The following is a 25,789-nucleotide window of genomic DNA, read 5'->3' as shown; positions in this document are numbered from 1 at the left end:
CGCCTCGGCTATTTGAGTGGTGAAAGGGCGTCTGACAGCCCCTTGAGCGTTGCGGTAACGGTGATCGTCTGCCCATCGACCGTCGAGTAGGAGATCGCCGGCGTCGCGTTCTGCGATATCTGCCGGCGCATGACGGGGCCGACCGGCAACATGCCGACACAGACCATTTCGTTGCAGCCGTTCAGCTGCACGTCGATCGGCTGCTTCTGTCCATCGAATTTCACGGACACAAGGCCATCGCTCCTGGCGTTCGGGGCGGTGCGCAGGATCATGTACGGCTTGCCGTCCTGGGTGGCGGCAAGCGACCAGCTGAAGGCCATCTTGCCGGACGCGTCCTCGATGATCTGCGAGACGTTGCAGACCTTCTTGCGGGCTTTGAGGTTCTCGTCGCAGATCAGCGTCCAGTTGTCGAATGGGCGTATGGTGCGCTGGTAGTCTCCGAGCTTCACCTCGGGCGGGAGCACCACGTCCGAAGGCTTGATCCTGTAGGTCGACGCGACCTGCCCGGCGGCCGGCACGAGGCCGCCGCAAAGCGCCAGGCAGGTCAGGGCAACAAGTCCTTTCATCCCTGCCTCAGTTCAAGGTGAAGCTGATGCCGGCGCCGACGCCGACATGCCCACCCGCTGCCGTGCCCGACAGGTTGCCGCGAATGCGACCGTCCTCGCTGGTGTAGCCCGCACCGAAGGCGAATGCGCCGGCGTCGCGCCAGAGGCCGCCACCCGCCGCGACGCTCAGCTTTCCGGGCCGGTCGTCGTAGCGCAGCGAGGCGGCGGCGAGACCTATCGCGGCCGCCTGCCGGGCCTCGTCGCGGATGCCGTTGATGTCCGAATTGAGCTGGCCGAGCTTCTGGTCGGTATAGTCGTTGGCCTGCTGCAGGGTCGTGGCGGCTACCTTGTCGGTGTAGTCGTTGGACGTATCGATAGCGTAAGCCACGCGGTTGTCCGTATAGCTCTTGCCGGCGGTCAGGCCCTGGTTCATCTGGTCGACATTGACCGCATCGGTCCCTTTGACGCCGGGGCCGACATTGGAGATGACAACCGGGGCGTTGACGTCGCCACCCTGCAGCGTGATGGTGTTCGACTTGACGCCGCCCGGGGCGTCATAGGTCACCGCGTTCTGGGTGAGGTTTCCGACGCCGGCTTTCAAATCCTCGATCGCCGTGTTGGTGGCGTAGAGCTGCGAGCCGTTGATCGCATCCGTGCTGCCGGCGTCGACGCGCCCGGCGGCGACATTGGTGATCGTCCGCTCGGCGCCGGCATCGCCGACGCTGACGGTTCCGGTCGGAGTCGTTCCGGCGAAGGTGTAGGTCTTGCCGCCGATGACGGTGCTGGAGGTGCCGACGGCTGTCTGCGTCACCGAGCCGGAGCCGAGCGCCACATCGTTGGCGTTGTTGGCCTGCGCACCCTGGCCGAGCGCGACGGCGCCCGGCCCGGTAGCCGTCGAGCCATGGCCCGCAGCCACGCTCTCGGCGCCGCTCGCCACGCTTTCCGGCCCGATCGCCACCGCGTTGGTGCCGCCGGCGATGCTGTCGGCCAGCGTCGAATTGGCGTGGAAGTATTTGATGCCGCCGCCATTGCTGATGGTGGTCAGGGCATTGTCGACGGCCGTCAGGCCGTCATAGACGGTCGAGTAGTTGTTGCCCTGGATAGTGTAGGTCGGGCCGGTGATCGAGCCGTCGGGATTGATCGTGGTAACGCCGCCGAACAGGTCGGTGACGTTTTTCGTCACGCCGCGCAACTGCGAGACGTTGACGCCGTCGGTGTCGGCCGAGCCCGCCGCGACATTGGTGAGCTTGCGTTCGGCACCGGCGGCGCCGATCGACACCTCGCCGACCGAGGTCTGCGGACCGGCGAGCGCGAAGGCCGTGTAGCCGGCCTGCGCGCCGACCGTGGTGATGGATTGCGCACCGAGCGCCACGCTGTTGATGAAGGTGCTCTGGGCGCCGGCGCCGAGCGCCACCGACTGGACACCGGACGCCAGCGAATTGGTGCCGAGCGCCAGGCCGTCGGCCAGCAACACATGGGCGTTCTGGCCGATGGCCGTTCCGCCGGGCGCTGTCAGGTCGACGATGGCGCCATTGCCGATGCCGATGCCATTGTCGCCGTTGACGACAGTCGTCGGGCCGACCGCGACCGATTCCGCGCCGACTGCGAGCGAGTCGCCCGCCGCCGAATTGGCGTGGAAGTATTTCGTCGAGGTAACCGATACGGCAGCGATGGCGCCGGCGAGCTGGCGCACCGTCACTGCGTCCTGGTCCTGCGTGCCGTCGGCCACGTTGGTGATCTGCCGGTAGGAGTTGACATCGCCGACCGAAACGGCGCCGAGCAGCGTCTTGTCGCTCGTGTTGTACTGGATGAAGTTGGACGGACCGGCCGCGATCTGGCCGGTGGCCGGAGCGATCGCGCGATCGGAGATCGAACCCGAGCCCAGCGCCACGCTGCCGTCGATGCTGGCCTTGCTGTCGCGGCCGAGCGACAGCGCGCTGATGCCGGTCGCGGTCGCATTGTAACCGACCGCTGTGGACCCGACGCCTTGGGCGAAGGAATCGGTCTGCGCCAGCCCGGCCTCGTTGGTGCGGGCGTAGCGGATGCCTATGCCGTTGGCATCGGTATAGGCCGTCGAGGTGTCGCCGGCGATGTTGTTGAACGTGTTGCCGAGATTGGTGACGCCACTGCCAATATTGGCGATATCGGTGGTGTTCTGCGTCACCTGCTGGTTGGTGGCGAAGAGCTGCGAGCCGTTGACCGCGTCCGTCGAGCCGCCGTTCAACTGTCCGGCCGCGACGTTCTGGATCTGGCGCTCGGCTCCCGCCGACCCGACAGAGAAAGCGCCGGCCGGCGTGGTGCCCGCGAAGGTGTAGTTGACACCGCCGATCGTCGTTCCGGCGACATTTGTCGTTGCGCCAGACGTGGAATTCAGGCCGATCGCCACATCGCCGGCATTGTTGGCCACCGCATTCGGGCCGACGGCGACGGAATCGGTTCCCAGTGCCTGGGAATCCGCCAGCGTCGAGTTGGCGTGGAAGTACTTGATGCCGCCGCCGACATTGATGTTGTTGAGCGTGACGCCGATGGCGTCCACCGCCTGGTTGGTGGCGAAGAGCTGCGAGCCGTTGATGGCGTCGGTCGAGAGCGCGCTGATCCGCCCCGCCGCCAGATTGGTAATGGTGCGCTCCGCGCCTGGTGCACCGATACTGACCGTCGAGGTCGGATTGGTGCCCTGGAAGGCGTAGGTCGTTCCGTTGACCACACCGCTGGCCGTGCCGACCGCCGTAGTGGTGACCGAGCCCGAACCGAGCGCGACATCGCCGGAGCTTGCCGCCGCCGTCGCGCCATCGCCCAGTGCGACGTTCCCGGCGAGGCCGGCTGCGCCCGCCGTCGAGCCGTTGCCCAGCGCCACCGAGCCTTGCCCGATCGCCTTGTTGCTGTTGCCGATGGCGACAGCGCCGTTGGCCATATTGGCGGCGGTGGCCGTCGCCGTGCCGTCGCTGTTGGCGATGTTGTTGGCGCCGCCGGTGAAGGCGCCGGTGCCGCTGGCGTAGCTGGGATCGCCGATCGAAACCGCGCCGTCGCCGTAAGCGACGTTGTCGGCGCCGATTGCGACGGCCTTCCCCCCGCTTGCGAACGCCCTGGTGCCGATGGCGACGGAGTCGGCGGTCTCAGCAAAGGACTGGAGACCGACCGCGATGGCGTTGGTTGCAGTCGCAAAGCTTTCGCGTCCCATCGCGATCGCGTCGTCTCCGGATGACGTCACGTCCGTGCCGACGGCGATGGCGCTCTGTCCGCTGGCGCTTGTCGCAAAGCTGCTCTGGCCGACATAGACGGAGTTTATCCCGGACGCACTTGTCCCAGCGCCGACAGCGACGGCATTCAGGGCGGTGGTTCGGGCACCGTTGCCGAGCGCGGTACTGCCGGCTCCGCTGGCACCGGAGTTGATGCCGGCCGCGAGGGTATTGTTTCCCGTCGCGCTGGACAGGACGCCGACCGCGGTCGCGTTGACGCCCGACGCAGTGCTGCTCAAGCCGAGGCCGGTGGACCAGGTGCCCGTTGCCTTGCTCGCGACGCCGACAGCCGTGCCGCCCTGCCCCGTGGCGACCGAGCTGTTGCCGATCGCGGTCGCTTCGAAGGATGTGAAGCCGCCGGGAAGCGCCGTGCCCGAAGCGCCGCTCGCATTGGCGAAAGCGCCGATGGCGGTCGGTGAACCGCTGCCGGTGGCAACCGCATTGGCGCCGATGCCCATGGCGATCGCCCCAGCGCCGGGGACGCCGCCGGAGGCGGTCGCCTGGGCGCCGATCGCGATTGCCGCGCCTGTCTGCGCATTGGCCTGGTTGCCAAGCGCCACCGATTGCGCGCCGGCCGAGCTGGCGCTGACGCCGGCAGCGAGAGAATTGTCGCCTGCCGCGATCGTCCCGGACCCGAATGAAGAGGCGTTTGCGCCGCTGGCAACGGCCGTGTTGCCAATCGCCGTGCTGGCTGAGCCACTCGCAACCGAGGTTGCGCCCATCGCGGTGGCGAAAGCGCCGGAAGAGAGCGAATTGGTGCCGATGGCGATGCTGTTGGGCAGGGCCGTGTTGGCCTGCACGCCCGCCTGCGCGCCGACACCGAACGCGATCGACTGGTTGCCCCAGGCGCTGGCGGTGTTGCCCATCGCCGTTGCGCCCGTTCCCGTTGCTTTGGTCAGGACGCCTATGGCGACGCTTCTTACCTGGGATGCCACCACATCCGTACCAAGAGCGATGGCGCCCTGTGCAGTAGCGCCCGCTCCTGCAAGAGTGCGTCCGCCGATGTTGATAGCGTTGATATCGGACGCCACCGCCTGAAAGCCGATAGCGATGGCATTCTGGTTGCTTGCGCTGGCCGAGTTGCCCTGGGCGAAGGCATCCAATCCCGATGCGTTTGCCTGAAACCCAAGCGCGGTGGCGCGCAGCCCGGTCGCCCGGGTAACATAGCCGATCGCCGTCGAGCTCGTTCCGTCGGCACGCGCATTATTGCCAAAGGCGGCCGCGCCTGTGGTTGCAACCGAATTGACGCCAATGGCGCTTGCCGCGTCCCCGTTGGCATGGGCGTTTCCGCCCAGGGCGAGGGCATTGACGCCAGTTGCGCCTGCGAAGACGCCTATGCCTATGGAATTGAGGCCATTGACACCCATCGCATAGCCGATGGCGATCGTGCCGTCGCCCGTTGCACTGTTGGAACTGCCCAACGCCACGCTGTTATTGCCATTCGTCGCGGTGCCGTTACCGATGGCTACGGCGTTGCCGCCGGTCGCCGAACCGCCACCGGCCTGATATTGCGCCAGGGCCGGCGTCGCAGCCATGCCGATCGCGAAGGCGCTCAGCACCGCGACCGCCGCCGACATCCCGCCGACGCCGAGCGTTCCCAGGCCAAGGCGCCTGCGCCCCATGCCGAGCACGCTATGCGCCATGAGCAGCACGGCCATCAGGCGGCGGCGAACCGAGCGCGAACCATGATCGGCCCCCGCGATCCACTGCCCCGCGAAATGCGCTGTGCGACGCCGAACAAACGAACCGCTCGAAATCTGGCCGTTCGAAATCTGGTTGTCGGTCATGGTCCCTCTCCGCTGGCCGGCACGAAATGTCTGACAATTCCGCTCCATCGCAGGAAGACATGATTCCTGCGTGCGGTATTTCACGATATTGCTGTCTTGTCAGAAAAGAGGCGAGCAAACCGGCATAGGTTAACGGCTCGTTACCCCTGCCAATGCTTTAGAATCAAGTAATCAAGCAACTCCCTAAGCGCCGTCTCATCTAAACTTGGCGCTAAGCTTTCCCATCCGCGCCTGCAGCGGCGTCATCTGCCGGTATTTCTTCATCACGGTGGTAAAATGGCTCTGGCTCGAAAATCCGCTGGAGTGAGCGATGTCGGCGATCGTCATGCCGCTGTCGGCAAGCAACCTTTCAGCGAAATCCAGCCGCAGACCGAGCACGTACTGATGCGGCGGCATCCCGAACGTCCTCGAGAAAGCCCGCACAAAATGATAGGGTGAAAGACCGCAAACCGCGGCCATCTCGGCAAGCGCCAGCTTGCGCGTAAAGTTCTCGTCCAGGAATTGCCGCACGCGGCTCGCGGCGCGGACGGAAAGCCCGCCTTTTGCGTTGAGCGTCGATTGTCGCGAATTGGATCCGGAAACCGGTCCGGGGACACCATCCTCACCCGGCATTTCTTGGCCTCCTGATTCGTCCCGGATGAGGTTCAACCCTAGGCTTCCTTCCGCGTTCCCCTGAAAAACAATTCGTGATTGATCGAAGCCGACCGGCATCGCCAACCCCATTCATGAGAGCGTTCCAAGATGTATTCTGGAAAACGCCGCAAGGCGCCTGTTGCGGCCTGGGTGGGTGCGCAGCAGATCGGCCGGGTCGACCGTGCCGAAAGCAGGCGGATCGAGTTCGGCGAGATCGAATTCATGCACGGCCAATTGCGCCAGCGCTTCGGGAGCGATGGAAATGACGGCGTTCTCCCGGGTCAGGGACCAGGCCGGCTTGCTGTCCACACCCGCCGGATTGACGACGCGACATCCGGTCGGCGTATCGTACCGCGTGATCCGGTCGCTGCCGAGCAAGGCTCTCGATCGGCGTGCGGGCCGCAGCGCAATTCCAGTGGAATGCTCTTTGGCCGGGAATGTCTGCGAGACGGGATCGCGGGCGGAGTCTATGACACTCCGCGCCGCGGTGGCCCTCCAGGGGCCTGCGCTTTTAGGGATTATGTCCAGGACATATCGAGCTGTCCGTTCTCGAGTGACGCCCTGGGAATTGCCGCCTTCCCGAGCATCGTCCGTATTTTCCATTGCTGGCCTCAGCCGCTTGTCTGTCGCCTGAAATCCCCCTTAGCCCGACCCGGATCCAACGTAACGCACATGCTGCGGATAGTGAATAACATCCGTACGCAAACAAAAAATTTTGTTCGGGATAAAAGCCCCTCGGGGCGAGGAACCCAGGCCTTTAGATCGCGACTACGGGTCAACAGGTCCCTTTGGACCCTTCGGCGCATTGGCTGACGGAGCATCAGACGAAAAACCCGCCTGCTCGGCGGGTCACTGGCGCAAATCAGCACCATGCACGAATATATACCTTAGCTGAGATCACCGTGTCAAGAAAAAATTCCTATCGCGAAAAGCTGCCGACGCAAAAGCCGCGACACCGCCAGCAATGCAGAGCTACCAGATTGGCTACCGGTCATTGCAGATCGTCGCGACGATTCTCATACAAATCCCATGCAAGTTCGACAAACCCCAGAAGAACGTCCTCCTCGCTCCATCCGGCAGCGACGGCCGCCTGGACGATCTCGCGGACGAGAGGCAGCAATTGGCGTTGGCATTCTGCCGACGTGTCGGCAACTACGTCATCGCCGGGAGGTTCATCGAAGTTGAATTTCATCGTTAGGCGCCCCCCTCGCCATCAATCAAAGTGTTCATATCATTAAGTTCATTCATCCTGATATACAATAGAGGTCGCACCAAAGCATAAGAGGCTTCGGAGGCTCTGAGCAGAACAGGATGATGCCAGGCTCTATGCTTCCGCTAGGTCAGGTTTGTCCTTCTGAACAGGGTCCGTCGGGAAGCTTCTACCCATCAATCTCTGCGGCTGGTCGAAACCTTCGGCCAGGGCCGCATGCCACCATCCGGCGAATGCGCGGCAGGACCGGCGCATTGCCTTCTGCAACCGCTCGCTGGATAGTCTCGGCATGTTGGCGACCCTGGCGACTCACTGGCCGCAAATTCTGGCGATCATCTCCGTGGCGATGGCGACGGTCGGCATCGTCCATGCCGTCATGACCAAGGAAGATGTGCGCGCCGCCACCGGCTGGGTCGGCGTGATGGTGCTGTCCCCGATCCTCGGCGTGCTGATCTACGCCGTCGCCGGCATCAATCGCATCCGCCGTGCCACGATCACCGCCCAGCGCCCGTTTGCCGACGGCGTGGTGTCCGCCAAGCATGAGCGCGACGTCGCTGTCGAACAGGCCCTGATCGTCGAGCGATACGGGCAACGGTTCACGGGCTTGCGGACACTCGGCGACAGGGTGGCGCGGCGCGCGCTCAACCCTGGAAACGCAATCGATGTGCTGGAGACCGGCGACGAGGCCTATGCCGCCATGTGCGCGGCGATCGACGGCGCCGAGCGCAGCGTCCTGCTCGAGACCTATATTTTCGACAATGACGCCGTCGGCCTGCTCTTCGTCGAGGCGCTGGCCGGCGCCGTCCGGCGCGGCGTCACCGTCCGCGTGCTGATCGATGCCGTCGGCGCCCGCTACTCGGTGCCGAGCATCCTGGGGCATTTGCGCGAGGCCAACATCCCCGCCGATGTCTTCAACGGCAACATCGTCATGGGCCTGCGCCTGCCCTACGCCAATCTGAGGACCCACCGGAAGATCCTGGTGGTGGACGGCATCGCCGCCTTCACCGGCGGCATGAACATCCGAAAAGGCTTCTCCGCCGAATTCGCCGGCTCCAACAGCGCCAGGGACACACATTTCCGGGTGACCGGCCCGATCGTAGCCGACCTCTTTTCGGTCGCCGCCGAAGACTGGCGCTTCGCCACCAACGAGGCGCTGAAGGGCGACGCCTGGCGCATTGCCCCGCTGTCGCCATCGCCAGGCGCACCGATGATGGTGCGGGCAGTCGCTTCCGGCCCGGATGCCAGCAACGAGACCAACCACAAGCTGCTGATCGGTGCGTTCTCGGTCGCCCGCAAGTCCATACGCGTGATGTCGCCCTATTTCCTGCCGGATCGGGAACTGATCAGCGCCCTGATCACCGCCGGCAGGCGCGGGGTCGAGATAGACATCGTGGTGCCGGCGGTGAACAATCTTTTCCTCGTCGACCGCGCGATGATGGCGCAGTTCGATCAGGTGCTCAAACACTATTGCCGTGTCTGGCGAACCGAGGGACCATTCGACCATTCGAAGCTGCTTTCGATCGACGGCGTGTGGGCCTATGTCGGATCTTCCAATCTTGACGCCCGATCGCTGCGGCTCAATTTCGAGATCGACTTGGAGGTGCTCGATGCCGGCTTTGCCAGCGAGATCGAGGCGCGGATCGGGTCGGCGATTGCCTCCGCCGTGCCGGTAACGCTGGAAGCCTTGCGAGCCCGGCCGTTCCTTATCAGGCTGTTCGACCGGGCATTGTGGCTCGGTTCACCCTATCTCTAAGGCGGAGGTGCGCTTGAGGAACTCGTCTGTCATGGAACATACGCCGAAATTGCCTATTTTGACTGTATCCGGCTTCTGAATTGAAGCCAGCGAGAACGAGCAGCACAGATGCACAGAATTGGACGCAGCCTCCCGGCAAGCATGCTTCTGTCCCTTCGTGACCGCCGGATGCAGAAAGCTAACGCCGCCGCACTCAAGACGACAGCCACCACCGGCACGCTGGTTGCCTCCTACAATGTCCACAAATGCATCGGCGTCGACAGGAAGTTCGATCCGGACCGGACCATCCGCGTCATCCGCGAAATCGATCCGGATGTCATTGCCCTGCAGGAAGCCGACAACCGCTTCGGCGACCGTGATGGTCTTCTCGACCTGCCGCGGCTCGAACGGGAAACCGGACTGGTTCCGGTGCCGATTTCCGCCACCGGCAAGGGCCATGGCTGGCATGGCAACGTCTTGCTGTTCAAGAAGGGCGTCGTTCGCGACGTGCACCAGATCAAGCTTCCGGGGCTGGAGCCGCGCGGCGCGGTGGTGGCGGAGATCGACCTCGATGGAAGCCGGACGCTGCGCATCATCGCCGCCCATCTTGGCCTGCTGCGCCGCTCCCGCTCCCAGCAGGCGCGCGTCGTGCTCGACCTGATGAACAGCCCGGACGAAAGACCGACCCTGCTGCTCGGCGACCTCAACGAATGGCGACTTGGCAACCGCTCCGCTCTCAACACGCTGCATGCGACGTTCGGCCCGCAGCCGCCGGCGGTCCCCACCTTCCCGTCGAACCTGCCGCTGCTGGCGCTCGACCGGATCATGGCCAACCGGCATGGCATGATTGCCGCCATCGACGCGCATGACACGCCGCTTTCACGCGTTGCCTCCGACCACCTGCCGCTGACGGCTTTCGTGCGCCTGGAGCGGGTGGACGATAACGCCTTGATGTCTCCCGCGTCGCAAAGAGTGTAAAATTAGTCGGAACGCCCAGTTCTTCCGCGAGTTACCATGTCTTGAACGTGTAGGAGGACGAGATGAAGAAGTTGATTCTGGCTTCCCTGTTGGCATTGGCCGCGACAGCGGCGATCACTGCGCCGACGCGAGCGGCAAGCGTGACCATCCAGTCCGACGACGATCGATATTTGCCGGACGACGATTCCGACAGTGGGATCGTTATTCGCCGTCATCACCGCGATCACTATTCCGACAATCAGTATGATGGCGACAGGAACGTTCAGTATGACGATGGCGAATACCGGTACGGCGAATATCGCCGCCACCACCGGCATCATCGCTGCCATATCGAACTGGTCAAGCACTGGCGCCACCACCACAGGGTGATCGAAGAGGTTCGCGTCTGCGGCTGATCCTGATCGAACCAACCGGCCGGCGAAAGCCGGCCGGTTTCATCGCGTATGGTGGCGAGAGATGCCGCCATCGACCAGTTGGAAATGCCCCTGCAGACGACTGACGCGCGGCGCGGTTCGCGCAGCTGGATTACCTGGCTAATCTTGTCGCGATTGCGCTTGGCACGGTAACTCACTCTCCACCATCCCCGTCAAGCCGCAGATCACCGGCGCGCTTCCCAGGGCATGGCAATCGGCTAGCCGATCCCACCATGGACCGGTCGTTGCCCGACCCGTGTTCGGGTTGGGCTTGCTCTTCGCATTTGGTGCCTCTGGACACAGCCGTGGAAGGCTGAAAAATGTGGAGCGCAACTCGGCTTTTTGAGTTGAACCGGAACACCAGGAGGATGGCGCTGGAATTGGAAGATATTGCCGGCCATCCGGCGTTGCATCGCTACGTTCAGGAACAGTCCCTGGCGCTGATCCGAATCTATGAGGAGAGCCCTCGCCTGGCTTCCATTTTCGCCACGCAGCAGCGTTGGCTGATGGGTCATGTCGGCCTCGCCATGCATTTCAGGCGCGATCCGCACGACCGCCGCAAGGAACTGACGGTATCGCGGTTCATCGAGTTCGTGCACCAGCATGCGGTCGCCAGCCGCAACACGGCGGACGCTTTCATCAAGGAGATGCTGCACTACCACATCGCCGAGTATGTGTCGGGTGGCGACGGCCGTACGCACCCTTTGCAGCCGACGGCGGCAACCGTGCAGACCTTTACCGGCTGGGTCCTTGCCCATCTACGGACGCTGGATCGCCTCGACGGCGCTGACCGCTTGACCAGGTTCCTCGAACACCCCGAGATGGTTGCCGGGCTGCAGCCTCTGGTGGCGGACGGCCTGCTTGCCTCCAAGCCGGTGCGCGAACCCAACCAGACCTTTTCCCTGTTCATCTGGCTCAACAATGGCGGCATCGTCATGGACTGGCTGATGTCGGGCATCGACCCCGATCACGCCGGCCTGGACCAGATTCCGACCAGCGTGGTTTCGATCGGAGATTTCGCCAAATGGCTCAAGCTCTCGCGGACCCATCTGGCCCGCAAGCTGCGCGCTGCCGAGAATCTCGGCAGCATCGGCTGGCTCGGCCAGCGCGGCCATTCGGTGATGTGGGTGTCGAATACATTCTACCAGGAATACATGACAGTCCAGGCGGCCAAACTGGCCATCGTCGACACCGCTTTCAATGCCTGTTTTCCGCCGGCTGGAAGCTGATCGGTGCGGCATCCCCGTAGCGGGGATGCCTTTCAATGCGGGCGATCAAAATCCCGAAGTTCTCAGTCGATGTCGAACGACACGCCCTGGGCGAGCGGCAGCGCCTTGGAATAGTTCACCGTGTTGGTGGCGCGGCGCATATAGGCCTTCCATGCGTCGGAGCCGCTCTCGCGGCCGCCGCCGGTTTCCTTTTCGCCGCCAAAGGCACCGCCGATCTCAGCGCCCGAGGTACCGATGTTGACATTGGCAATGCCGCAATCCGATCCGTCGACACCCAGGAAACGCTCGGATTCCTGCAGGTCGCGGGTGAAGATCGACGACGACAGGCCTGCGCCCACGGCATTGTGCTCGTCGAGCACGGCGTCGAAATCCGAATATTTCATCACATAGAGGATCGGCGCGAAGGTCTCTTCCGTGACAGGGGCCACCTGCTTGGGCATCTCGACCAGCGCCGGGTGCACGTAATAGGCATCCGGGTGCCCGTCCTCGACCCGCGTGCCGCCGGTCACCTTGCCGCCATGGGCGGCGGCTTCCTTCAGCGCCTTCTGCATGGCGTCAAAGGCCGCCTTGTCGATCAGCGGCCCGACCAGCGAGGAGGTCTCCAGCGGATTGCCGACAGACACACTCTCGTAGGCCTTCTTGAGGCGCGGAACCAGGGCGTCGTAGACGCTGTCATGCACGAACAGGCGCCGCAGCGTCGTGCAGCGCTGGCCGGCCGTGCCCATCGCTCCAAAGGCAATCGCGCGCAGCGCCATGTCGAGATCGGCGCTCGGGCAGACGATGCCGGCATTGTTGCCGCCGAGTTCGAGCACTGCGCGGGCAAAGCGCTTGGCCAGCCGCGGGCCGACGTCGCGGCCCATGCGGGTCGAGCCGGTCGCCGAAACCAGCGGCACTTTGGGGTGATCGACCAGGATCTCGCCGACGGCGCGGTCGCCGATCAGCACCGGCGCCAGGCCATCAGGTGCGTCCGCGCCGAAGCGCTTGACCGCACGCTTGAAGATAGCCTCGCAGGCAAGTGCGGTCAGCGGCGTCTTTTCCGACGGCTTCCACACCACCGCGTCACCGCAAACAAGCGCCAGGGCGGCATTCCAGGACCACACAGCGACCGGGAAATTGAAGGCGGAAATGACGCCGACGACGCCGAGCGGATGCCAGGTTTCCATCATCCGATGGCCCGGGCGCTCGGTGGCGATGGTCAGGCCGTACAATTGCCGGGAGAGGCCTACGGCGAAATCGCAGATGTCGATCATCTCCTGCACTTCGCCGAGCCCCTCGGACGGGATCTTGCCGACCTCGATCGACACCAGCCGGCCAAGCTCGGCCTTGTGCGCGCGCAGTTCCTCGCCGAGCAGCCGCACCAGTTCGCCACGCCGCGGGCCCGGCACCATGCGCCAGGCCTGGAAGGCCTTGTGCGCGGCATCGATCACCTTGGCCGCGTCAGCCGGCGAGATCGTCTTCAGCGCCGCGATCTGCTCGCCCGTCACCGGGCTGCGCACGATCAGGTCGCCGCCGACGAGCGCTTCCTTGGCCACGCCCAGTTTCGCCAGCAGTTCGGTCGTTTCCTTGCCTATCGTCATTCTTGTCCCTTTCAGATCCCGTCGCCATCATATGGCGCTGGGTTAAGCCTTCGCCGTGCCGCCCGTGTGCCGAAAGGCACTTCAGGCGCAGTCATGGCGTGGCATTACTCGTTTCAGGGGAAAATCGCCACCCCGGCATGGTCCAAGCCCAAACTACACGATTGAGCCAGATGGGGAGGTGACGCTCAGTTTGCCTTTTTCGCCGGCGGGCGCACCGCACCGTCCTTGATCAACCGGTCGATATGCATGCGGATATGGGCAGCCTCTGCCGCCGTGTTCGCAAGCGCTATGGCGCGGTCGAAGGCGACGCGCGCCTCGTCGCCCCGGTCGAGCTGCATCAAGAGGCCCCCCTTGAGCCCGAAAAAGTGGAAATAGCCGGAAAGCCGTTCTTCCAGCGGCTCGATCATGGCGAGCGCCTCCCCCGGTCCACGCACCTTCGAGACCGCGACGGCCCGGTTGAGCGTGACCACCGGCGACGGCTGCATCTGCTCCAGCAAGCGGTAGAGCAGGTCGATCTCGTTCCAGTCGGTATCCTCGGCCTTTTCGGCCCGCGCATGCAGCGCGGCAATCGCCGCCTGCACCTGGTAAGGGCCGGGCTTGCGATGGCGCAGCGCCTTGTCGACCAGTGCCAGCCCCTCATCGATCATCTTGCGGCTCCACAGGCTGCGATCCTGGTCTTCGAGCAGCACGATCTCGCCGCTCTCGTCGAAACGGGCCGGTGCGCGCGCATGCTGCAGAAGCAACAGCGCCGTCAGCCCCATGATCTCCGGCTCGGTCTGGAACAGCCGCAGCAACAGCCGTGCCAGTCGGATCGCCTCCTCGCACAGCGGCGCGCGCGCCGGCGCCTCGCCGCTGTTGGTCGAATAGCCCTCGTTGAAGACCAGGTAGACCATGGCGGCGACGGCGGCGAGCCGTTCCGAGCGCTCGACCGCGCCAGGCGTCTCGAACGGCACGCCGGCGTCCGCAATGCGCGCCTTGGCGCGAGTGATGCGCTGCTCCATGGCGCTTTCGCCAACCAGGAAGGCGCGCGCGATCTGCTTGACCGTGAGACCGGAGACGATGCGCAGCGCCACCGCGATCTGCTGCGTTGCCGGCAGATCGGGATGGCAGCAGATGAACAGCAGCCGCAATATGTCGTCGCGGTAGTGCGCCCCGTCCAGCCGCTCGGCGATATCGCTCTCGGCGTCTTCCAGATCGGAAACCTGGTCTTCATCCGGCATCGGCGCCTGCTTGGCGCGCTTGCGCACCGCATCGATGCCGCTGTTGCGGCCGACGAAGATCAGCCAGGCCGCCGGGTCGCGCGGCGGCCCGTTCTGCGGCCAGTTCTTCAACGCCCTGAGGCACGCGTCCTGGAAAGCTTCCTCCGCCGTATCGAGATCGCGGAAATAACGCAGCAGCGCGCCCATCGCCTGCGGGCGGGCGGCGCTGATCGCGGAGCTGATCCAGGCCATTTCGGTCATGCGGAAACCGTTGTTGGGTTGAAGACCGAAACCGGCCGGATTTCATAGGAGCCGCCGCTCGGGTTGACCTCGGAAAGCTCGCGGGCGAACTCCACCGCCTCGTCGAGATCGGCGCATTCGAGCGTGTAGAAGCCGAGAAACTGTTCCTTGGTCTCGGCGAACGGCCCGTCGATGACGACCGATTCGCCTTTGACCTTCCTCAACGTCGTCGCGGCCGTGGTCGGCAGAAGCCGTGCCACCGGGCCGAGCCGACCAGCCTTGGCGTACTTGTCCTGAACGTCGAGGAGATTGGCCATGACCTCGTCGTCCTGTGCCTTGCTCCAGGAGCAGACGACATCTTCGGAGGCATAGCAGAGGATTGCGTAGAGCATGGCTGGTCCTTTTCTCTGTCAAAGGACGAAACAGTAAGACCGATCCCGACATGACGTCGATAAAAAAATCCAGATGTGACGGATTTGGCCACCGTCGGCCGCGTCGGTCAGCTTTCTCCCAGTTTCAGCCATCGCAACACGAGAGCTTCCTCGTCATCGAGACCGGCAATCGCCCGTTTGCGCTTGTTGGCCTGCGCCATTTCATCCAGCAACCGTCCCTCGGACCACGCTTCGAAGACCCGCGGATGGATATAGCATTTGCGGCAGACGGCACGCGTATTGCCCAGCCGCTCGGCAACCTTGTCGATGACGCTGTTCATCGCCCTGTTTCGCTGCGTCTGGCTTTGCGGCAGTTCCGTTTGCGCAAACAGCGACGCGGCGTGAATGGTGCCGCCCCAGGTGCGGAAATGCTTCGAACTGAAGGCGTCACCGACCGCCTCACGGATATAGCGGTTGACGTCCTCGGAGCGGACCGGCCGCCTGTCGCCATCCTCATCGAGATACTGGAACAGCTTCTGGCCTGGCAGGTCCTGCGCGCCACGCACAATCCTGGCGATGCGGCGGTCGGCCAGCTTCAGCTTCCACTCCTTGCCCGACTTGCCCTTGAAGGCAAAGCGCAGGCTTGAACCGACAATATCGACATGCCGGTCGCGCAACGTGGTCAGCCCGAAACTCTTGTTGTCGCGGGCGTAGGCGGCATTGCCGACGCGGATCATCGTGTTGTCGAGCAGCCAGACGACCGCGGCGACGACCCGCTCGAACGGCAAGCCACGACGGCGCAGATCGCTATCGACCCTGTGCCGCAGGTCCGGCAGGCTCTCGGCGAATGCGACAAGGCTCGAATATTTGGCACCATCGCGCTCTTCGGCCCATTGCGGATGATAACGATATTGCTTGCGTCCCCGCTGGTCCCTGCCGGTTGCCTGGATATGGCCGTCCGCGTCGGGCGAAATCCACACATCCGTCCAGGCCGGCGGAATGACGATCGCCTCGATGCGGGCTTTGGTGGCGTCCGAAACCGTCCGTCCGTCCGGTCCCTTGTAGGAAAACCCCTTGCCTGTCTTCAGCCGCCGGATACCAGGCTCGGCATCGCTGACATAACTAAGCGACGCATGATCGGCCGAGCTTTGTGCCCCGTTTTTGAACACGCCATCTGGCGATACAGCGTCCTCGCCAGCCGGTCGGCCGGGCGACAATCCGGATTTCTGCAACATGTCGGCTCCACGCGAATTCCGTAGATAAGCCACTGGCCGACCGCTGGTTCCACGCGCCGTCCGAAAACGGTGTCGAGCCTGCCTTCAGGCTTTCTCGAGCACAACCGGAATGACATCGACAGCCTGCTCGCCGACCTGTCCCCCCGTGGTCTTGAGCACGCCGACGATCGGCGCTACGTCCGAATAGTCGCGGCCGTAGCCGACGGTGATATGGTCGTTGCTGGCCCGCATGCCGTTGGTCGGATCGAATTCCTGCCAGCCTGCGTCGCGCCCGCACCAGACCTTGACCCAGGCATGCATGGCATCGGCGCCTTCCAGCCGGGGCTTGCCCTTCGGCGGGATGGTGCGCAGGAAGCCGCTGACATAGCCAGCGGGAATGCCGAGCCCACGCAGGCCGGCGATCATGATATGCGAAAAGTCCTGGCAGACACCGCGCTTCAGCCTGAAGGCATCGCTGGCCCGGGTCCGCACCGTCGTCGCCTCGCCGTCATAGGTGAAATCACGATGAATGCGATGGCACAGGTTCATGGCCGTGCTGGCGGCGGAACCGGCGATGCTGCTGCGTGCGTAGGCGGTGATCGCATCGTCGATGCCGGCATGGGTGCTGGCCGTCAGGAAATGGTGCGGTGCATCAGGTGCTAGAGACCGCACCGCGGCGAGCTCCTGCCTGAGCCGGGCGATATCGGGCGACACGTCGAGCCCGGGCTCGGGCCGAGACACCGACACGCGGGCGCTCATCCTGATGTCGAGCGCATCATGCGCGTCGCGAAAGGCGATCGAGGTGACGTTGTTGCCGAAGAAATCGGAAAAGTCGGAACGCTCGTTGGGCGCCGGCGCAAAGGACAGTGATGCGGCGATGACGCGCTGCACGCCTGATATCGTCGACGGCAGCACGCGCACCTGATGACGACCGCCGCCGGCAGCGGAAGCGTAATCATAGTGGAGATGAAGCCTGATATCGTAGAGCATGATTTATCCGAAATAGGCTTTGGCGAGGCTGTTGTAGAGGCCGCCGATTTCGTGGGCGAGCTCGTCCAGCGCCTTTGCCGTCATATCCGAAGGCTCCTTGATGGCGATCTGGGTGTTGAGCTGCAGGATTTCCTTCGCCGCCGGCGACATTTGCCCCTCCCCGCCGAGCGACGGCAACAGGCCGATTTCGGCCTTCAGCCTTTCGAGCTGGAACAGGATGGAGCGCGGGTTAAGCGGATCGAGCGCCAGCAGGTCGATCACCGTGCGCCGGCCGGCCTGCACCGGATATTGGCGGCGATGGGTCATCACGCTGTCGCCGATCTCCAGCATCATGTCGAGCGCGCCGTCCGGCGCCTTGGCGCTGGTCAGCCGCGACAGCGTGCGGGAGATCTGGATGCCGCGCTCCAGCCGGCGGCCGATCTCGAGGAAGCGCCAACCGGCGAAGCGGTACATGTTCTCGTGCAGCAGGCCGGAAAAGCCGGCGAGCTTACGCAGGATGACTGTCATCGCCCGGGTCGCGTCGTCGCCGGGCGCGACCGTCGTTGCGAACTGATGGATGGTTTTCGACAGGTCCTTCAGCGCCAGCCAGCCATCGGGCGAGAAGCGGTCGCGAATCTGCCCGGCGCTGTAGACCGCGCTATCCAGCGTGCCTATCAGCCCTGACGGGATCGCCGTCTCGACGTCGATGCCGAAAGGTTCGAGATAATCCCTGATGTCGGCGAGCAGCGGCATGTCCGGGTCGGACGTTTCGGCGAGCCGCACATGGTAGGCGCGCAGGATGCGCACCGTGTCTTCCGAGCGCTCGATGTAGCGGCCGAGCCAGGTCAGGTTCTCCGCCGCGCGACTGGGCAGGCTGCCGGGCCTGGTGCGGCTGAAACTGTCGCCTTCCTGCGGCAGCAGCGTCTCGCGCTCCACCGGTTTGTCGCTGACAACCCAGACATCCGCTGCCTGGCCGCCACGCTGCATGGCGATCGCCGTCGGGTCGAGCGACAGGCCGATGCGGGCAAAACCGCCCGGCATCACCGTCCAGCCCTCCGGCGTTCGCGCCAGGTAGACGCGCAGGCTCGCTGGCCGCGGCTCCAGCCACCCGCCGACATAGACGGGCGTCGTCGAAAGCGTCACCGCTTCCTGGCCGACAAAATCGCCGCCATCGCGTTCGATGCGCGCCACCAGCTCCGCCCGCTCTCCGGCCGACAGCGCCGAACCGAGCTTCGTTGAATCGTCATCCTCGAAGGCAAGTCTCGTCGATAGCGCCGGGCCGATCACCATGCGATCGATGTTGGCCAGCACATGCGCGCGTTCGGTTGCTTGCCCGCACCACCATGTCGCGACGCTTGGCAGCAGCAATTCCTCGCCCCGCAAGGCCCGTGAAATCTTGGGCAGGAAGGCGAGCAGCGCACGCGTCTCCATCAGGCCGGAGCCAAGCGCATTGACGGTAGCAACCGCGCCCTGGCGGATCGCCTCGACCAGGCCCGGCGTGCCGATCTGCGAATCCGGGCGCAGTTCGAGCGGATCGGCGAAGGCGGCATCGAGCCGCCGCCACAACACGCTGATCGGCATCAGGCCGGAAACCGTGCGTACCATGAGCCGGCCGCCTGAAACGGTCAAATCCTCGCCTTCGAGCAGCATGATGCCAAGGTAGCGGGCGATGTAGGCGTGTTCGTAATAGGTTTCGTTGAGCGGCCCCGGCGTGAGGATGGCGACGCGGCCGTCGGTCTCCTTGGCCATGCCGATCAGCGCGTCGCGAAAACGGCGGAAAAAGCCGGCAAGGCGGTGCACATGCATCTCGCCATAGATGTCGGACAGCGCGCGTGTGGTGGCGACGCGGTTTTCCAGTGCGAAGCCGGCGCCGGACGGCGCCTGCGTGCGATCGCCAAGCACCCACCACTGGCCGTCAGGTCCACGGCCGAGCTCGAAGGCGCAGAAATGCAGGAAGTGGCCGCCGGCCGGCTTGGTGCCGAGGACAGGCCGCAAATATTCGGGGCTGGCGGCGATCAATCCCGCCGGCAGGATGCCTTTTTCGACCAGCCGGTTCGGCCCGTATATATCGGCGATGGTTTCCTCGAACAGTTCGGCGCGCTGCACGAGGCCGGCGCTGATCGCCGCCCACTCGCTCTCTTCGATGAGAACCGGGACATGCGCCAGCGGCCATTCGCGTTCATTGGCGCCGGCCTTGTCATAGACGCGGTAATAAACGCCGGCATCGCGCAGATACTGGTCGGCGCGGGCAAAGCGCTGGCCGAGCTTTTCAGCACCGAGTTCCTCGAGCGCCTCGACAAAATGCTTCCAGGCCGGGCGAGGATTGCCCGATGCATCGACCATCTCGTCGACGACGCCGTCGATGGGCTGGTAGTGCTCCAGCAGGCTGTGGGTCTGCGGCTTGCCGCGTCCCCTCTTGTGATTCCCCTTTGCCATCGCTGATCAGAGTCTTGCCGGCCGCCGAAGGTCAAGGGTCATCGGGAAATCTTCCGCCGGTTGTTCTTCACGGATCACATAGGCGGATGGCGTATGACCACGCGGTTCGAAGCGGGCGAGCCGCCGAGCTTCCGCCTCGTTGCCATTGACCGGAAAGGTATCGTAATTGCGCCCGCCGGGATGGGCGACATGGTAGACGCAGCCGCCGACCGCTCGGCCCGACCAGCGATCATAGATGTCGAAGACCAGCGGCGTGTTGACCAGCAGCGCCGGGTGCAGGCCCGATGCCGGCTGCCAGGCCTTGAAGCGCACGCCTGCCACCGCCACTTCGCGATTGTCAGTGACCTTCATCGGCACGATGCGGCCGTTGCAGACGACTGCGTGGCGCTCCGGGTTCAGCCCTTCGGTCTTGACCTGCAGCCGTTCGACCGAGGAATCGACGAAGCGCACGGTGCCGCCGATCGCGCCTTGCTCGCCCATGACATGCCACGGCTCCAGCGCCTGGCGCAGTTCCAGCTTGATGCCGGCATGCTGAACCTCGCCGCAGAACGGAAAGCGGAATTCGAGCTGGGCATCGAACCATTCGGGACGGAACTCAAAACCGTTGAGCTTGAGGTCGTCGAGCACGTCGAGAAAATCGGCCCAGACATGATGCGGCAGCATGAAGCGGTCATGCAGCGATGTGCCCCAACGCACGAAACGGCCGTCGAGCGGGCTCTTCCAGGCACGGGCAATGATAGCGCGGACCAAAAGTTGCTGCGCGAGGCTCATGCGCGCATTGGGCGGCATCTCGAAGCCGCGGAATTCGACCAGCCCCAGCCGGCCGGTCGGTCCGTCGGGCGAGAACAGCTTGTCGATGCAGATTTCCGAACGATGCGTATTCCCGGTGACGTCGGTCAACAAATTGCGGAACAGCCGGTCGACCAGCCATGGCAAGGGTGCGTTGCCCTGGTCTGGATGCGGCACCTGCGCCATAGCGATCTCAAGCTCGTAGAGCGAGTCGTGACGCGCTTCGTCGAAGCGTGGCGCCTGGCTGGTCGGCCCGATGAACAGGCCGGAGAACAGGTAGGACAGCGACGGATGGCGCTGCCATTGCAGCACCAGGCTCTTCAGCAGGTCCGGCCTTCGCAGGAACGGGCTGTCATTGGGTGTCGCACCGCCGACCACGACATGGTTGCCGCCGCCGGTGCCGGTGTGGCGGCCATCGATCATGAACTTGTCTGCGCCAAGCCGTGTCTGCCGCGCCTCCTCGTAGATCGCCGTCGTCGTCGCCACGCAATCCTGCCAGTTGGAAGCAGGATGGATGTTGACCTCGATGACGCCTGGGTCAGGCGCGACGCGGATGACGTTGAGGCGCGGATCGTGCGGCGGGCCATAGCCTTCGATGTGCACGGGAAGGCCTATCGCCTTCGCCGCGTTCTCGGCCGCCGCGACCAGTTCGAGATAGTCTTCCAGCGCCTCGACCGGCGGCATGAACACGCAAAGCCGGCCATCGCGCGGTTCGACCGAAAGTGCGGTGCGCACCGCGCCGCCGATCTCGGTGATCTCCTGCTCGACCCGCTCCTGCTGGCCGGTCGCAGCGGTGAACGATGCCGCCTGCTGGCGGCGCGCCATCTCGTCGGCGCCTTCCAGTTCGGCTGGAGCCGGTCCGGCCAGTATGGCTTCACGCGCGGGCAGCGGGCCGCGTGGCAGTGACGGATCGACCGGCACGATATAAGGGAATTGCTCCGGCGGCACATAGGGCAACGTGCCGAGCGGCAGCCGGTAGCCGACCGGTGAATCGCCTGGCACCAGGAACAGCCGGCCACGCCGCGTCTTCCATTTTTCCGAACGCCAGCGCGGATCCGATGCCTGGCTGTTCCAGCGCTGGACGGGGAGCACATAGCCGGACGGTTTGGTCAGCCCGCGCTCGAACACTTTCGCCATGCGGCTGCGTTCTTCCGGATCCTCCAGCCTGGAGTTGGACGGATCGACATTGTCGGGCAGCTTGCCTTCCTTGAGCAGCCATTCGGCCGGATCCTCATAGGCTTCGCTGACCATGGCTTTGTCGATGCCGAGCTCGCCGGCAATCGCGGTGAGCAGGCTTTCGGCCTGCTTCGGGCCGATATCGGCCTCGCTCTTTTCGCGTGCGATCAGCGACGGATCGCTCCACACCGGCTGGCCGTCGGCACGCCAGTAGAGCGAAAAGGTCCAGCGCGGCAGGCTTTCGCCCGGATACCATTTGCCCTGGCCGTAATGGAGAAAGCCGCCCGGCGCAAAGCGCTCGCGCAGTTTACGGATCAGTTCGTCGGCCTTTTCGCGCTTGGTGGGACCGACGGCGGCGGTGTTCCATTCGGCCGACTCGAAATCGTCGATCGACACGAAAGTCGGCTCGCCGCCCATGGTGAGCCGCACGTCCCCGGCGGCAAGTGCTTTATCGACCTTGTTGCCCAGAGCGTCGAGCGCCTGCCAGCTTTCGTCCGAAAATGGCTTGGTGATGCGCGGATGTTCGGCGATGCGGTCGACCCGCATCTCGAAGCCGAATTCGACATTGGCGAAGCTCGCCATGCCGGAAATCGGGGCCGCGTTGCGGAAATGCGGCGTGGCGGCCAGCGGCACATGGCTCTCGCCGGTGAGCAGGCCCGAGGTCGGATCGAAGCCGATCCAGCCGGCGCCGGGAAGATAGACCTCGCACCACGCATGCAGATCGGTGAAGTCGACGGCGGTTCCGGCTGGACCGTCCAGCGCCACCAGATCGGGCTTCAACTGGACCAGATAGCCGGAAACGAAGCGCGCCGCGATGCCGAGATTGCGCAGGATCTGCACCAGCAGCCAGCTCGAATCCCGGCACGATCCCTTTTTCGCGGCCAAGGTCTCTTCCGGCGAGAACACACCGGTTTCCATGCGCACGATATAGGCGATCTCGCGCTGCAGCCGCGCGTTGAGATCGACCAGGAAATTGACGGTGTTGGCAGCGCTGCGATCGATGGTCTTCAGCAGCGCCGACAGCAGCGGTCCCGCCGGCTCCGGAGTGCGATAGATGGCGAGATCGTCGCGTATTTCTTCCGGATACTCGAACGGAAACGCCTCGGCCGACGGCTCGACGAAGAAATCGAACGGATTGTAGACCGTCATGTCGGCGACGAGGTCAACCTCGATCTTCAACTCCGTCACCGGCTCCGGAAAGACGAAGCGGGCGAGGAAATTGCCGTAAGGATCCTGCTGCAGATTGACGAAGTGGTTCGCCGGCTCGACCTTGAGCGAATGGCTCAGCACCTTGGTACGGGAATGCGGCGCCGGCTGCAGCCGGATGATCTGGGGCCCGAGAACCACCGGCCGGTCGTATTTGTAATGGGTCAGGTGGTAGACGGCTGCCAGAATTGCCATGGGGCCCCGGAATTCAGCGTTTCAAACGATTTCGCTGAACCCTGACACATCTGGCGACCATTCTCCAAGCAGAGATGTTGCGGTGCACCTAATTTAAGCAACGGTTGCCGGCTCAGAAAAATGCCTGCAACCCCGTCTGCGCCCTTCCCAGGATCAGCGCATGCACGTCATGCGTGCCTTCATAGGTGTTGACCGTCTCCAGGTTCTGCGCATGGCGCATGACGTGGTAGCCGATCTGGATGCCGTTGCCGCCATGCATGTCGCGGGCCTGGCGGGCGATGTCCAGCGCCTTGCCGCAATTGTTGCGCTTGACGATCGAGATCATTTCCGGCGCCATCTTGCCTTCATCCAGCAGCCGCCCGACGCGCAAGGACGCCTGCAATCCCAACGCAATTTCGGTCTGCATGTCGGCAAGCTTCTTCTGGTAGAGCTGCGTCCCGGCCAGCGGCTTGCCGAACTGCTTGCGGTCGAGACCGTATTGGCGGGCGCGGTGCCAGCAATCCTCGGCGGCGCCCATCGAGCCCCAGGAAATGCCGAAGCGAGCCCGGTTGAGGCATCCGAACGGTCCGCCAAGGCCCTTTGCGTTGGGCAGCAGCGCGTCCTCGCCGACCTCGACGCCTTCCATCACCACTTCGCCGGTGATCGACGCCCGCAGCGACAGCTTGCCGCCGATCTTCGGCGCCGAAAGCCCTTTCATGCCCTTTTCCAGCACGAAGCCACGGATCTCGTCCTTGCCGTTCTCGCCCTTCAGCTTCGCCCAGACGACGAACACATCGGCGACGGGCGCGTTGGAAATCCACATCTTCGAACCGGACAGCTTGTAGCCGTTGGCGGTCCTCTCGGCGCGCGTCTTCATACCGCCCGGGTCGGAGCCTGCATCCGGCTCGGTCAGGCCGAAACAGCCGATCCACTCGCCGCTGGCGAGCTTGGGCAGGTACTTCTTGCGCTGTTCGTCCGAGCCATAGGCATAGATCGGATACATCACCAGCGACGACTGCACTGACATCATCGACCGATAGCCGGAATCGACGCGCTCTACTTCGCGTGCGACCAGCCCATAGGTGACGTAGTTCGCGCCAAGCCCGCCGAATTCTTCAGGGATGTTGATGCCGAGCAGGCCGGCCTCGCCCATTTCACGGAAGATCGCGGTGTCGAAGGTCTCGTTGAGGTAGGCGTCCTCGATCCGCGGCGCCAGTCTGTCGGCGGCGAAGGCGGCCGCCCCGTCGCGCACCATGCGCTCGTCTTCCGAAAGCTGGCCCTCGATCAGGAACGGGTCTTCCCAGACGAATGCGTTCTTGTCGGCGGCCATCGCGTTTCTCCCAACCAATGCATGTCGCTCAAAACGATGACATGCATGAAGCAAAATGTTGGCCCGTTCTATCGGCCTGTGCCTCGAAAAAATCAAACGAAATTGATTCACCGATCAATGAGCATTAAGAATGGATCATGAGTGTCCAGCGCCGCCTTTTGCCCAACATCAGCGCCCTTGCCGCCTTCGAGGCTGTGGCCCGGCTCGGCAGTTTCACCGCCGCCGCCCAGGAGCTCGATCTGACCCAGGGCGCGGTCAGCCGCCAGATCAAACTTCTGGAAGATCAGTTCGGCCGCCGGCTGTTCGAACGCGACAGCCGCAATGTCAGGCTGTCGACATCGGGCGAGATCTACGCCGAGGCGGTGCGTTCAGCACTTGGGCAATTGCGTGACGCAGCCCTTGGATTGATGAGCAATCGGCATAGTGGTATCCTGAACCTTGCCATTTTGCCGACCTTCGGCACGCGCTGGCTGATGCCGATGATCCCCGATTTCGTCGAAAACAATCCCGATATCACCATCAACTTCGTCACCCGCGTCGGCCGCTTCGACTTCGCCAGGGAGAGGCTGGATGCCGCCATCCACTACGGCCTGCCGGACTGGCCGGAGGCCGACTCGACACTGTTGGTGCGCGAAACCGTGGCGCCGGTCGTGTCGCCCGAATTCCTCGCCGGCCGCGCCATCGCCTCACCGGCCGATATCGGCCGCCTGCCGCTGCTGCACATGGCGACGCGTCCTGGCGCCTGGACCGAATGGTTCGAGCATCAGGGCCTGAGCGCGCCGACCGGACCCGGCATGCAGTTCGAACAGTTCGGCACCGCCGCCCAGGCCTGCATGGCGGGGCTCGGTGTGGCGCTGCTGCCGTTGATCCTTATTGCAGGCGAATTGCAGCGCGGCCAGCTGGTGCCGGCGCCAGGCCAGCCCATGCAAAGCCGCAGTGCCTACTATCTCGTCGTCCCGCACGACAAGCGCGGCCATCCGCCGGTCGCCAGTTTTCGCGACTGGCTGCTGGGCCAGGTCGCACGTCAAATTTGACTTGGCCGGTTTATCAAAAATTGATAATATTGGATAAAGCGAAAGGAGAGACCATGCCTGCAAGCTACAGCATCGGCACCCGCTATGAGACATTGGTTCGCGAGTTGGTGGAAAGCGGCCGCTATGCCAGCGCCAGTGAGGTTATGCGCGATAGCCTGCGCCTGCTGGAAGAGCGCGAAGAACAGCGCAAGGCAAAGCTTGCTGCGTTGCGCGCGGATATCCGCAAAGGCGTGGAAAGCGGCCCAGGTATCCTTGCCGAAGAGGTATTTCAGCGGCTGGAAGCAAAATACCGCGGCGGAAAGCCGTGAACT

19 protein-coding genes are annotated in these 25,789 nt (G+C 64.1%); 6 read left to right on the top strand and 13 right to left on the bottom strand.

The window, feature by feature from the left end; all coding sequences use genetic code 11:
- Positions 1 to 8 precede the first annotated feature (8 nt).
- From AC0NIL_RS10395 to AC0NIL_RS10375, 5 genes are all read right to left on the bottom strand, one after another.
- Positions 9 to 566 carry an invasion associated locus B family protein gene (locus AC0NIL_RS10395; RefSeq protein WP_013529840.1) on the bottom strand — a complete coding sequence of 186 codons (558 nt, stop codon included), beginning with the start codon at positions 564 to 566 and terminating at the stop codon, positions 9 to 11.
- Between the two features lie 7 nt (positions 567 to 573).
- Positions 574 to 5,568 (bottom strand): beta strand repeat-containing protein, encoded by a 4,995-nt coding sequence (locus AC0NIL_RS10390; RefSeq protein ID WP_473572472.1) that lies wholly within the window; start codon positions 5,566 to 5,568, stop codon positions 574 to 576.
- Positions 5,569 to 5,763: 195 nt separating this feature from the next.
- Positions 5,764 to 6,279 (bottom strand): helix-turn-helix transcriptional regulator, encoded by a 516-nt coding sequence (locus AC0NIL_RS10385; protein ID WP_063173788.1) that lies wholly within the window; start codon positions 6,277 to 6,279, stop codon positions 5,764 to 5,766.
- A 12-nt stretch (positions 6,280 to 6,291) separates the two neighbouring features.
- Positions 6,292 to 6,579: a hypothetical protein gene (locus AC0NIL_RS10380; RefSeq protein ID WP_473572474.1), complete on the bottom strand. Its 288-nt coding sequence runs from the start codon at positions 6,577 to 6,579 to the stop codon at positions 6,292 to 6,294.
- Positions 6,580 to 7,192: 613 nt separating this feature from the next.
- Positions 7,193 to 7,393, bottom strand: a complete 201-nt coding sequence (locus AC0NIL_RS10375; protein WP_013529836.1) for a hypothetical protein — start codon at positions 7,391 to 7,393, stop codon at positions 7,193 to 7,195.
- Positions 7,394 to 7,700: 307 nt separating this feature from the next.
- Between AC0NIL_RS10375 and AC0NIL_RS10370 the strand changes: the two genes are divergently transcribed.
- The 4 genes from AC0NIL_RS10370 to AC0NIL_RS10355 all read left to right on the top strand — a co-directional run bounded on the left by AC0NIL_RS10370 (position 7,701) and on the right by AC0NIL_RS10355 (position 11,763).
- Complete coding sequence (locus tag AC0NIL_RS10370) at positions 7,701 to 9,164, top strand: phospholipase D-like domain-containing protein (RefSeq protein ID WP_473572475.1); 1,464 nt, start codon at positions 7,701 to 7,703, stop codon at positions 9,162 to 9,164.
- A 108-nt stretch (positions 9,165 to 9,272) separates the two neighbouring features.
- Positions 9,273 to 10,121 carry an endonuclease/exonuclease/phosphatase family protein gene (locus AC0NIL_RS10365; protein ID WP_013529834.1) on the top strand — a complete coding sequence of 283 codons (849 nt, stop codon included), beginning with the start codon at positions 9,273 to 9,275 and terminating at the stop codon, positions 10,119 to 10,121.
- Positions 10,122 to 10,183: 62 nt separating this feature from the next.
- Positions 10,184 to 10,516 (top strand): hypothetical protein, encoded by a 333-nt coding sequence (locus AC0NIL_RS10360; RefSeq protein ID WP_224675620.1) that lies wholly within the window; start codon positions 10,184 to 10,186, stop codon positions 10,514 to 10,516.
- A gap of 386 nt (positions 10,517 to 10,902) precedes the next feature.
- Positions 10,903 to 11,763, top strand: coding sequence for a hypothetical protein (locus AC0NIL_RS10355; RefSeq protein WP_473572476.1), 861 nt, complete (start codon positions 10,903 to 10,905; stop codon positions 11,761 to 11,763).
- Positions 11,764 to 11,825: 62 nt separating this feature from the next.
- On the opposite strand, the gene amaB is transcribed toward AC0NIL_RS10355, so the two are convergent.
- The 8 genes from amaB to AC0NIL_RS10315 form a co-directional block, all read right to left on the bottom strand.
- On the bottom strand, positions 11,826 to 13,340 hold the full coding sequence (amaB, locus tag AC0NIL_RS10350) for an L-piperidine-6-carboxylate dehydrogenase (RefSeq protein ID WP_127385386.1): 1,515 nt from the start codon (positions 13,338 to 13,340) through the stop codon (positions 11,826 to 11,828).
- A gap of 185 nt (positions 13,341 to 13,525) precedes the next feature.
- On the bottom strand, positions 13,526 to 14,800 hold the full coding sequence (locus AC0NIL_RS10345; RefSeq protein ID WP_024502666.1) for an RNA polymerase sigma factor: 1,275 nt from the start codon (positions 14,798 to 14,800) through the stop codon (positions 13,526 to 13,528).
- Positions 14,797 to 15,171 (bottom strand): YciI family protein, encoded by a 375-nt coding sequence (locus AC0NIL_RS10340; protein ID WP_013529829.1) that lies wholly within the window; start codon positions 15,169 to 15,171, stop codon positions 14,797 to 14,799. The genes AC0NIL_RS10345 and AC0NIL_RS10340 overlap by 4 nt, the downstream gene beginning before the upstream one ends.
- A gap of 107 nt (positions 15,172 to 15,278) precedes the next feature.
- The gene (locus tag AC0NIL_RS10335) at positions 15,279 to 16,385 is read right to left on the bottom strand and encodes a DNA topoisomerase IB (protein ID WP_127369741.1); all 1,107 of its coding nucleotides are present in this window, start codon (positions 16,383 to 16,385) and stop codon (positions 15,279 to 15,281) included.
- An 84-nt stretch (positions 16,386 to 16,469) separates the two neighbouring features.
- Entirely contained in the window at positions 16,470 to 17,354 is an 885-nt protein-coding gene (locus AC0NIL_RS10330) for a transglutaminase family protein (protein WP_013529827.1), read from the bottom strand.
- Between the two features lie 3 nt (positions 17,355 to 17,357).
- A complete protein-coding gene (locus AC0NIL_RS10325; RefSeq protein WP_063168908.1) occupies positions 17,358 to 19,769 on the bottom strand; it encodes a circularly permuted type 2 ATP-grasp protein in 2,412 nt (803 codons plus the stop codon).
- Between the two features lie 6 nt (positions 19,770 to 19,775).
- The gene (locus AC0NIL_RS10320) at positions 19,776 to 23,135 is read right to left on the bottom strand and encodes a transglutaminase family protein (RefSeq protein ID WP_063173001.1); all 3,360 of its coding nucleotides are present in this window, start codon (positions 23,133 to 23,135) and stop codon (positions 19,776 to 19,778) included.
- Between the two features lie 112 nt (positions 23,136 to 23,247).
- Complete coding sequence (locus AC0NIL_RS10315; protein ID WP_024502670.1) at positions 23,248 to 24,444, bottom strand: acyl-CoA dehydrogenase; 1,197 nt, start codon at positions 24,442 to 24,444, stop codon at positions 23,248 to 23,250.
- Between the two features lie 137 nt (positions 24,445 to 24,581).
- Between AC0NIL_RS10315 and AC0NIL_RS10310 the strand changes: the two genes are divergently transcribed.
- Positions 24,582 to 25,478, top strand: a complete 897-nt coding sequence (locus AC0NIL_RS10310) for a LysR family transcriptional regulator (RefSeq protein WP_473542866.1) — start codon at positions 24,582 to 24,584, stop codon at positions 25,476 to 25,478.
- Positions 25,479 to 25,531: 53 nt separating this feature from the next.
- Complete coding sequence (locus tag AC0NIL_RS10305) at positions 25,532 to 25,786, top strand: type II toxin-antitoxin system ParD family antitoxin (RefSeq protein ID WP_473572479.1); 255 nt, start codon at positions 25,532 to 25,534, stop codon at positions 25,784 to 25,786.
- The last annotated feature ends 3 nt before the right edge of the window (positions 25,787 to 25,789 follow it).

Source organism: Mesorhizobium sp. WSM1343, assembly GCF_055901535.1.
The sequence above is the reverse complement of the archived record's forward strand: the minus strand, read 5'-3'. Positions and strand labels throughout refer to the sequence as shown.

What these genes read in the sequence shown, in the direction of transcription:
- AC0NIL_RS10345 (WP_024502666.1), bottom strand. Translation starts at nt 14,800, where the DNA reads ATGACCGAAATGGCCTGGATCAGCTCCGCGATCAGCGCCGCCCGCCCG.
- AC0NIL_RS10325 (WP_063168908.1), bottom strand. Translation starts at nt 19,769, where the DNA reads ATGGCAAAGGGGAATCACAAGAGGGGACGCGGCAAGCCGCAGACCCAC.
- AC0NIL_RS10360 (WP_224675620.1), top strand. Translation starts at nt 10,184, where the DNA reads ATGAAGAAGTTGATTCTGGCTTCCCTGTTGGCATTGGCCGCGACAGCG.
- AC0NIL_RS10315 (WP_024502670.1), bottom strand. Translation starts at nt 24,444, where the DNA reads ATGGCCGCCGACAAGAACGCATTCGTCTGGGAAGACCCGTTCCTGATC.
- AC0NIL_RS10370 (WP_473572475.1), top strand. Translation starts at nt 7,701, where the DNA reads ATGTTGGCGACCCTGGCGACTCACTGGCCGCAAATTCTGGCGATCATC.
- AC0NIL_RS10385 (WP_063173788.1), bottom strand. Translation starts at nt 6,279, where the DNA reads ATGCCGGTCGGCTTCGATCAATCACGAATTGTTTTTCAGGGGAACGCG.
- AC0NIL_RS10305 (WP_473572479.1), top strand. Translation starts at nt 25,532, where the DNA reads ATGCCTGCAAGCTACAGCATCGGCACCCGCTATGAGACATTGGTTCGC.
- amaB (WP_127385386.1), bottom strand. Translation starts at nt 13,340, where the DNA reads ATGACGATAGGCAAGGAAACGACCGAACTGCTGGCGAAACTGGGCGTG.
- AC0NIL_RS10340 (WP_013529829.1), bottom strand. Translation starts at nt 15,171, where the DNA reads ATGCTCTACGCAATCCTCTGCTATGCCTCCGAAGATGTCGTCTGCTCC.
- AC0NIL_RS10390 (WP_473572472.1), bottom strand. Translation starts at nt 5,568, where the DNA reads ATGACCGACAACCAGATTTCGAACGGCCAGATTTCGAGCGGTTCGTTT.
- AC0NIL_RS10335 (WP_127369741.1), bottom strand. Translation starts at nt 16,385, where the DNA reads ATGTTGCAGAAATCCGGATTGTCGCCCGGCCGACCGGCTGGCGAGGAC.
- AC0NIL_RS10395 (WP_013529840.1), bottom strand. Translation starts at nt 566, where the DNA reads ATGAAAGGACTTGTTGCCCTGACCTGCCTGGCGCTTTGCGGCGGCCTC.
- AC0NIL_RS10320 (WP_063173001.1), bottom strand. Translation starts at nt 23,135, where the DNA reads ATGGCAATTCTGGCAGCCGTCTACCACCTGACCCATTACAAATACGAC.
- AC0NIL_RS10355 (WP_473572476.1), top strand. Translation starts at nt 10,903, where the DNA reads ATGGCGCTGGAATTGGAAGATATTGCCGGCCATCCGGCGTTGCATCGC.
- AC0NIL_RS10365 (WP_013529834.1), top strand. Translation starts at nt 9,273, where the DNA reads ATGCACAGAATTGGACGCAGCCTCCCGGCAAGCATGCTTCTGTCCCTT.
- AC0NIL_RS10330 (WP_013529827.1), bottom strand. Translation starts at nt 17,354, where the DNA reads ATGCTCTACGATATCAGGCTTCATCTCCACTATGATTACGCTTCCGCT.
- AC0NIL_RS10310 (WP_473542866.1), top strand. Translation starts at nt 24,582, where the DNA reads ATGAGTGTCCAGCGCCGCCTTTTGCCCAACATCAGCGCCCTTGCCGCC.
- AC0NIL_RS10375 (WP_013529836.1), bottom strand. Translation starts at nt 7,393, where the DNA reads ATGAAATTCAACTTCGATGAACCTCCCGGCGATGACGTAGTTGCCGAC.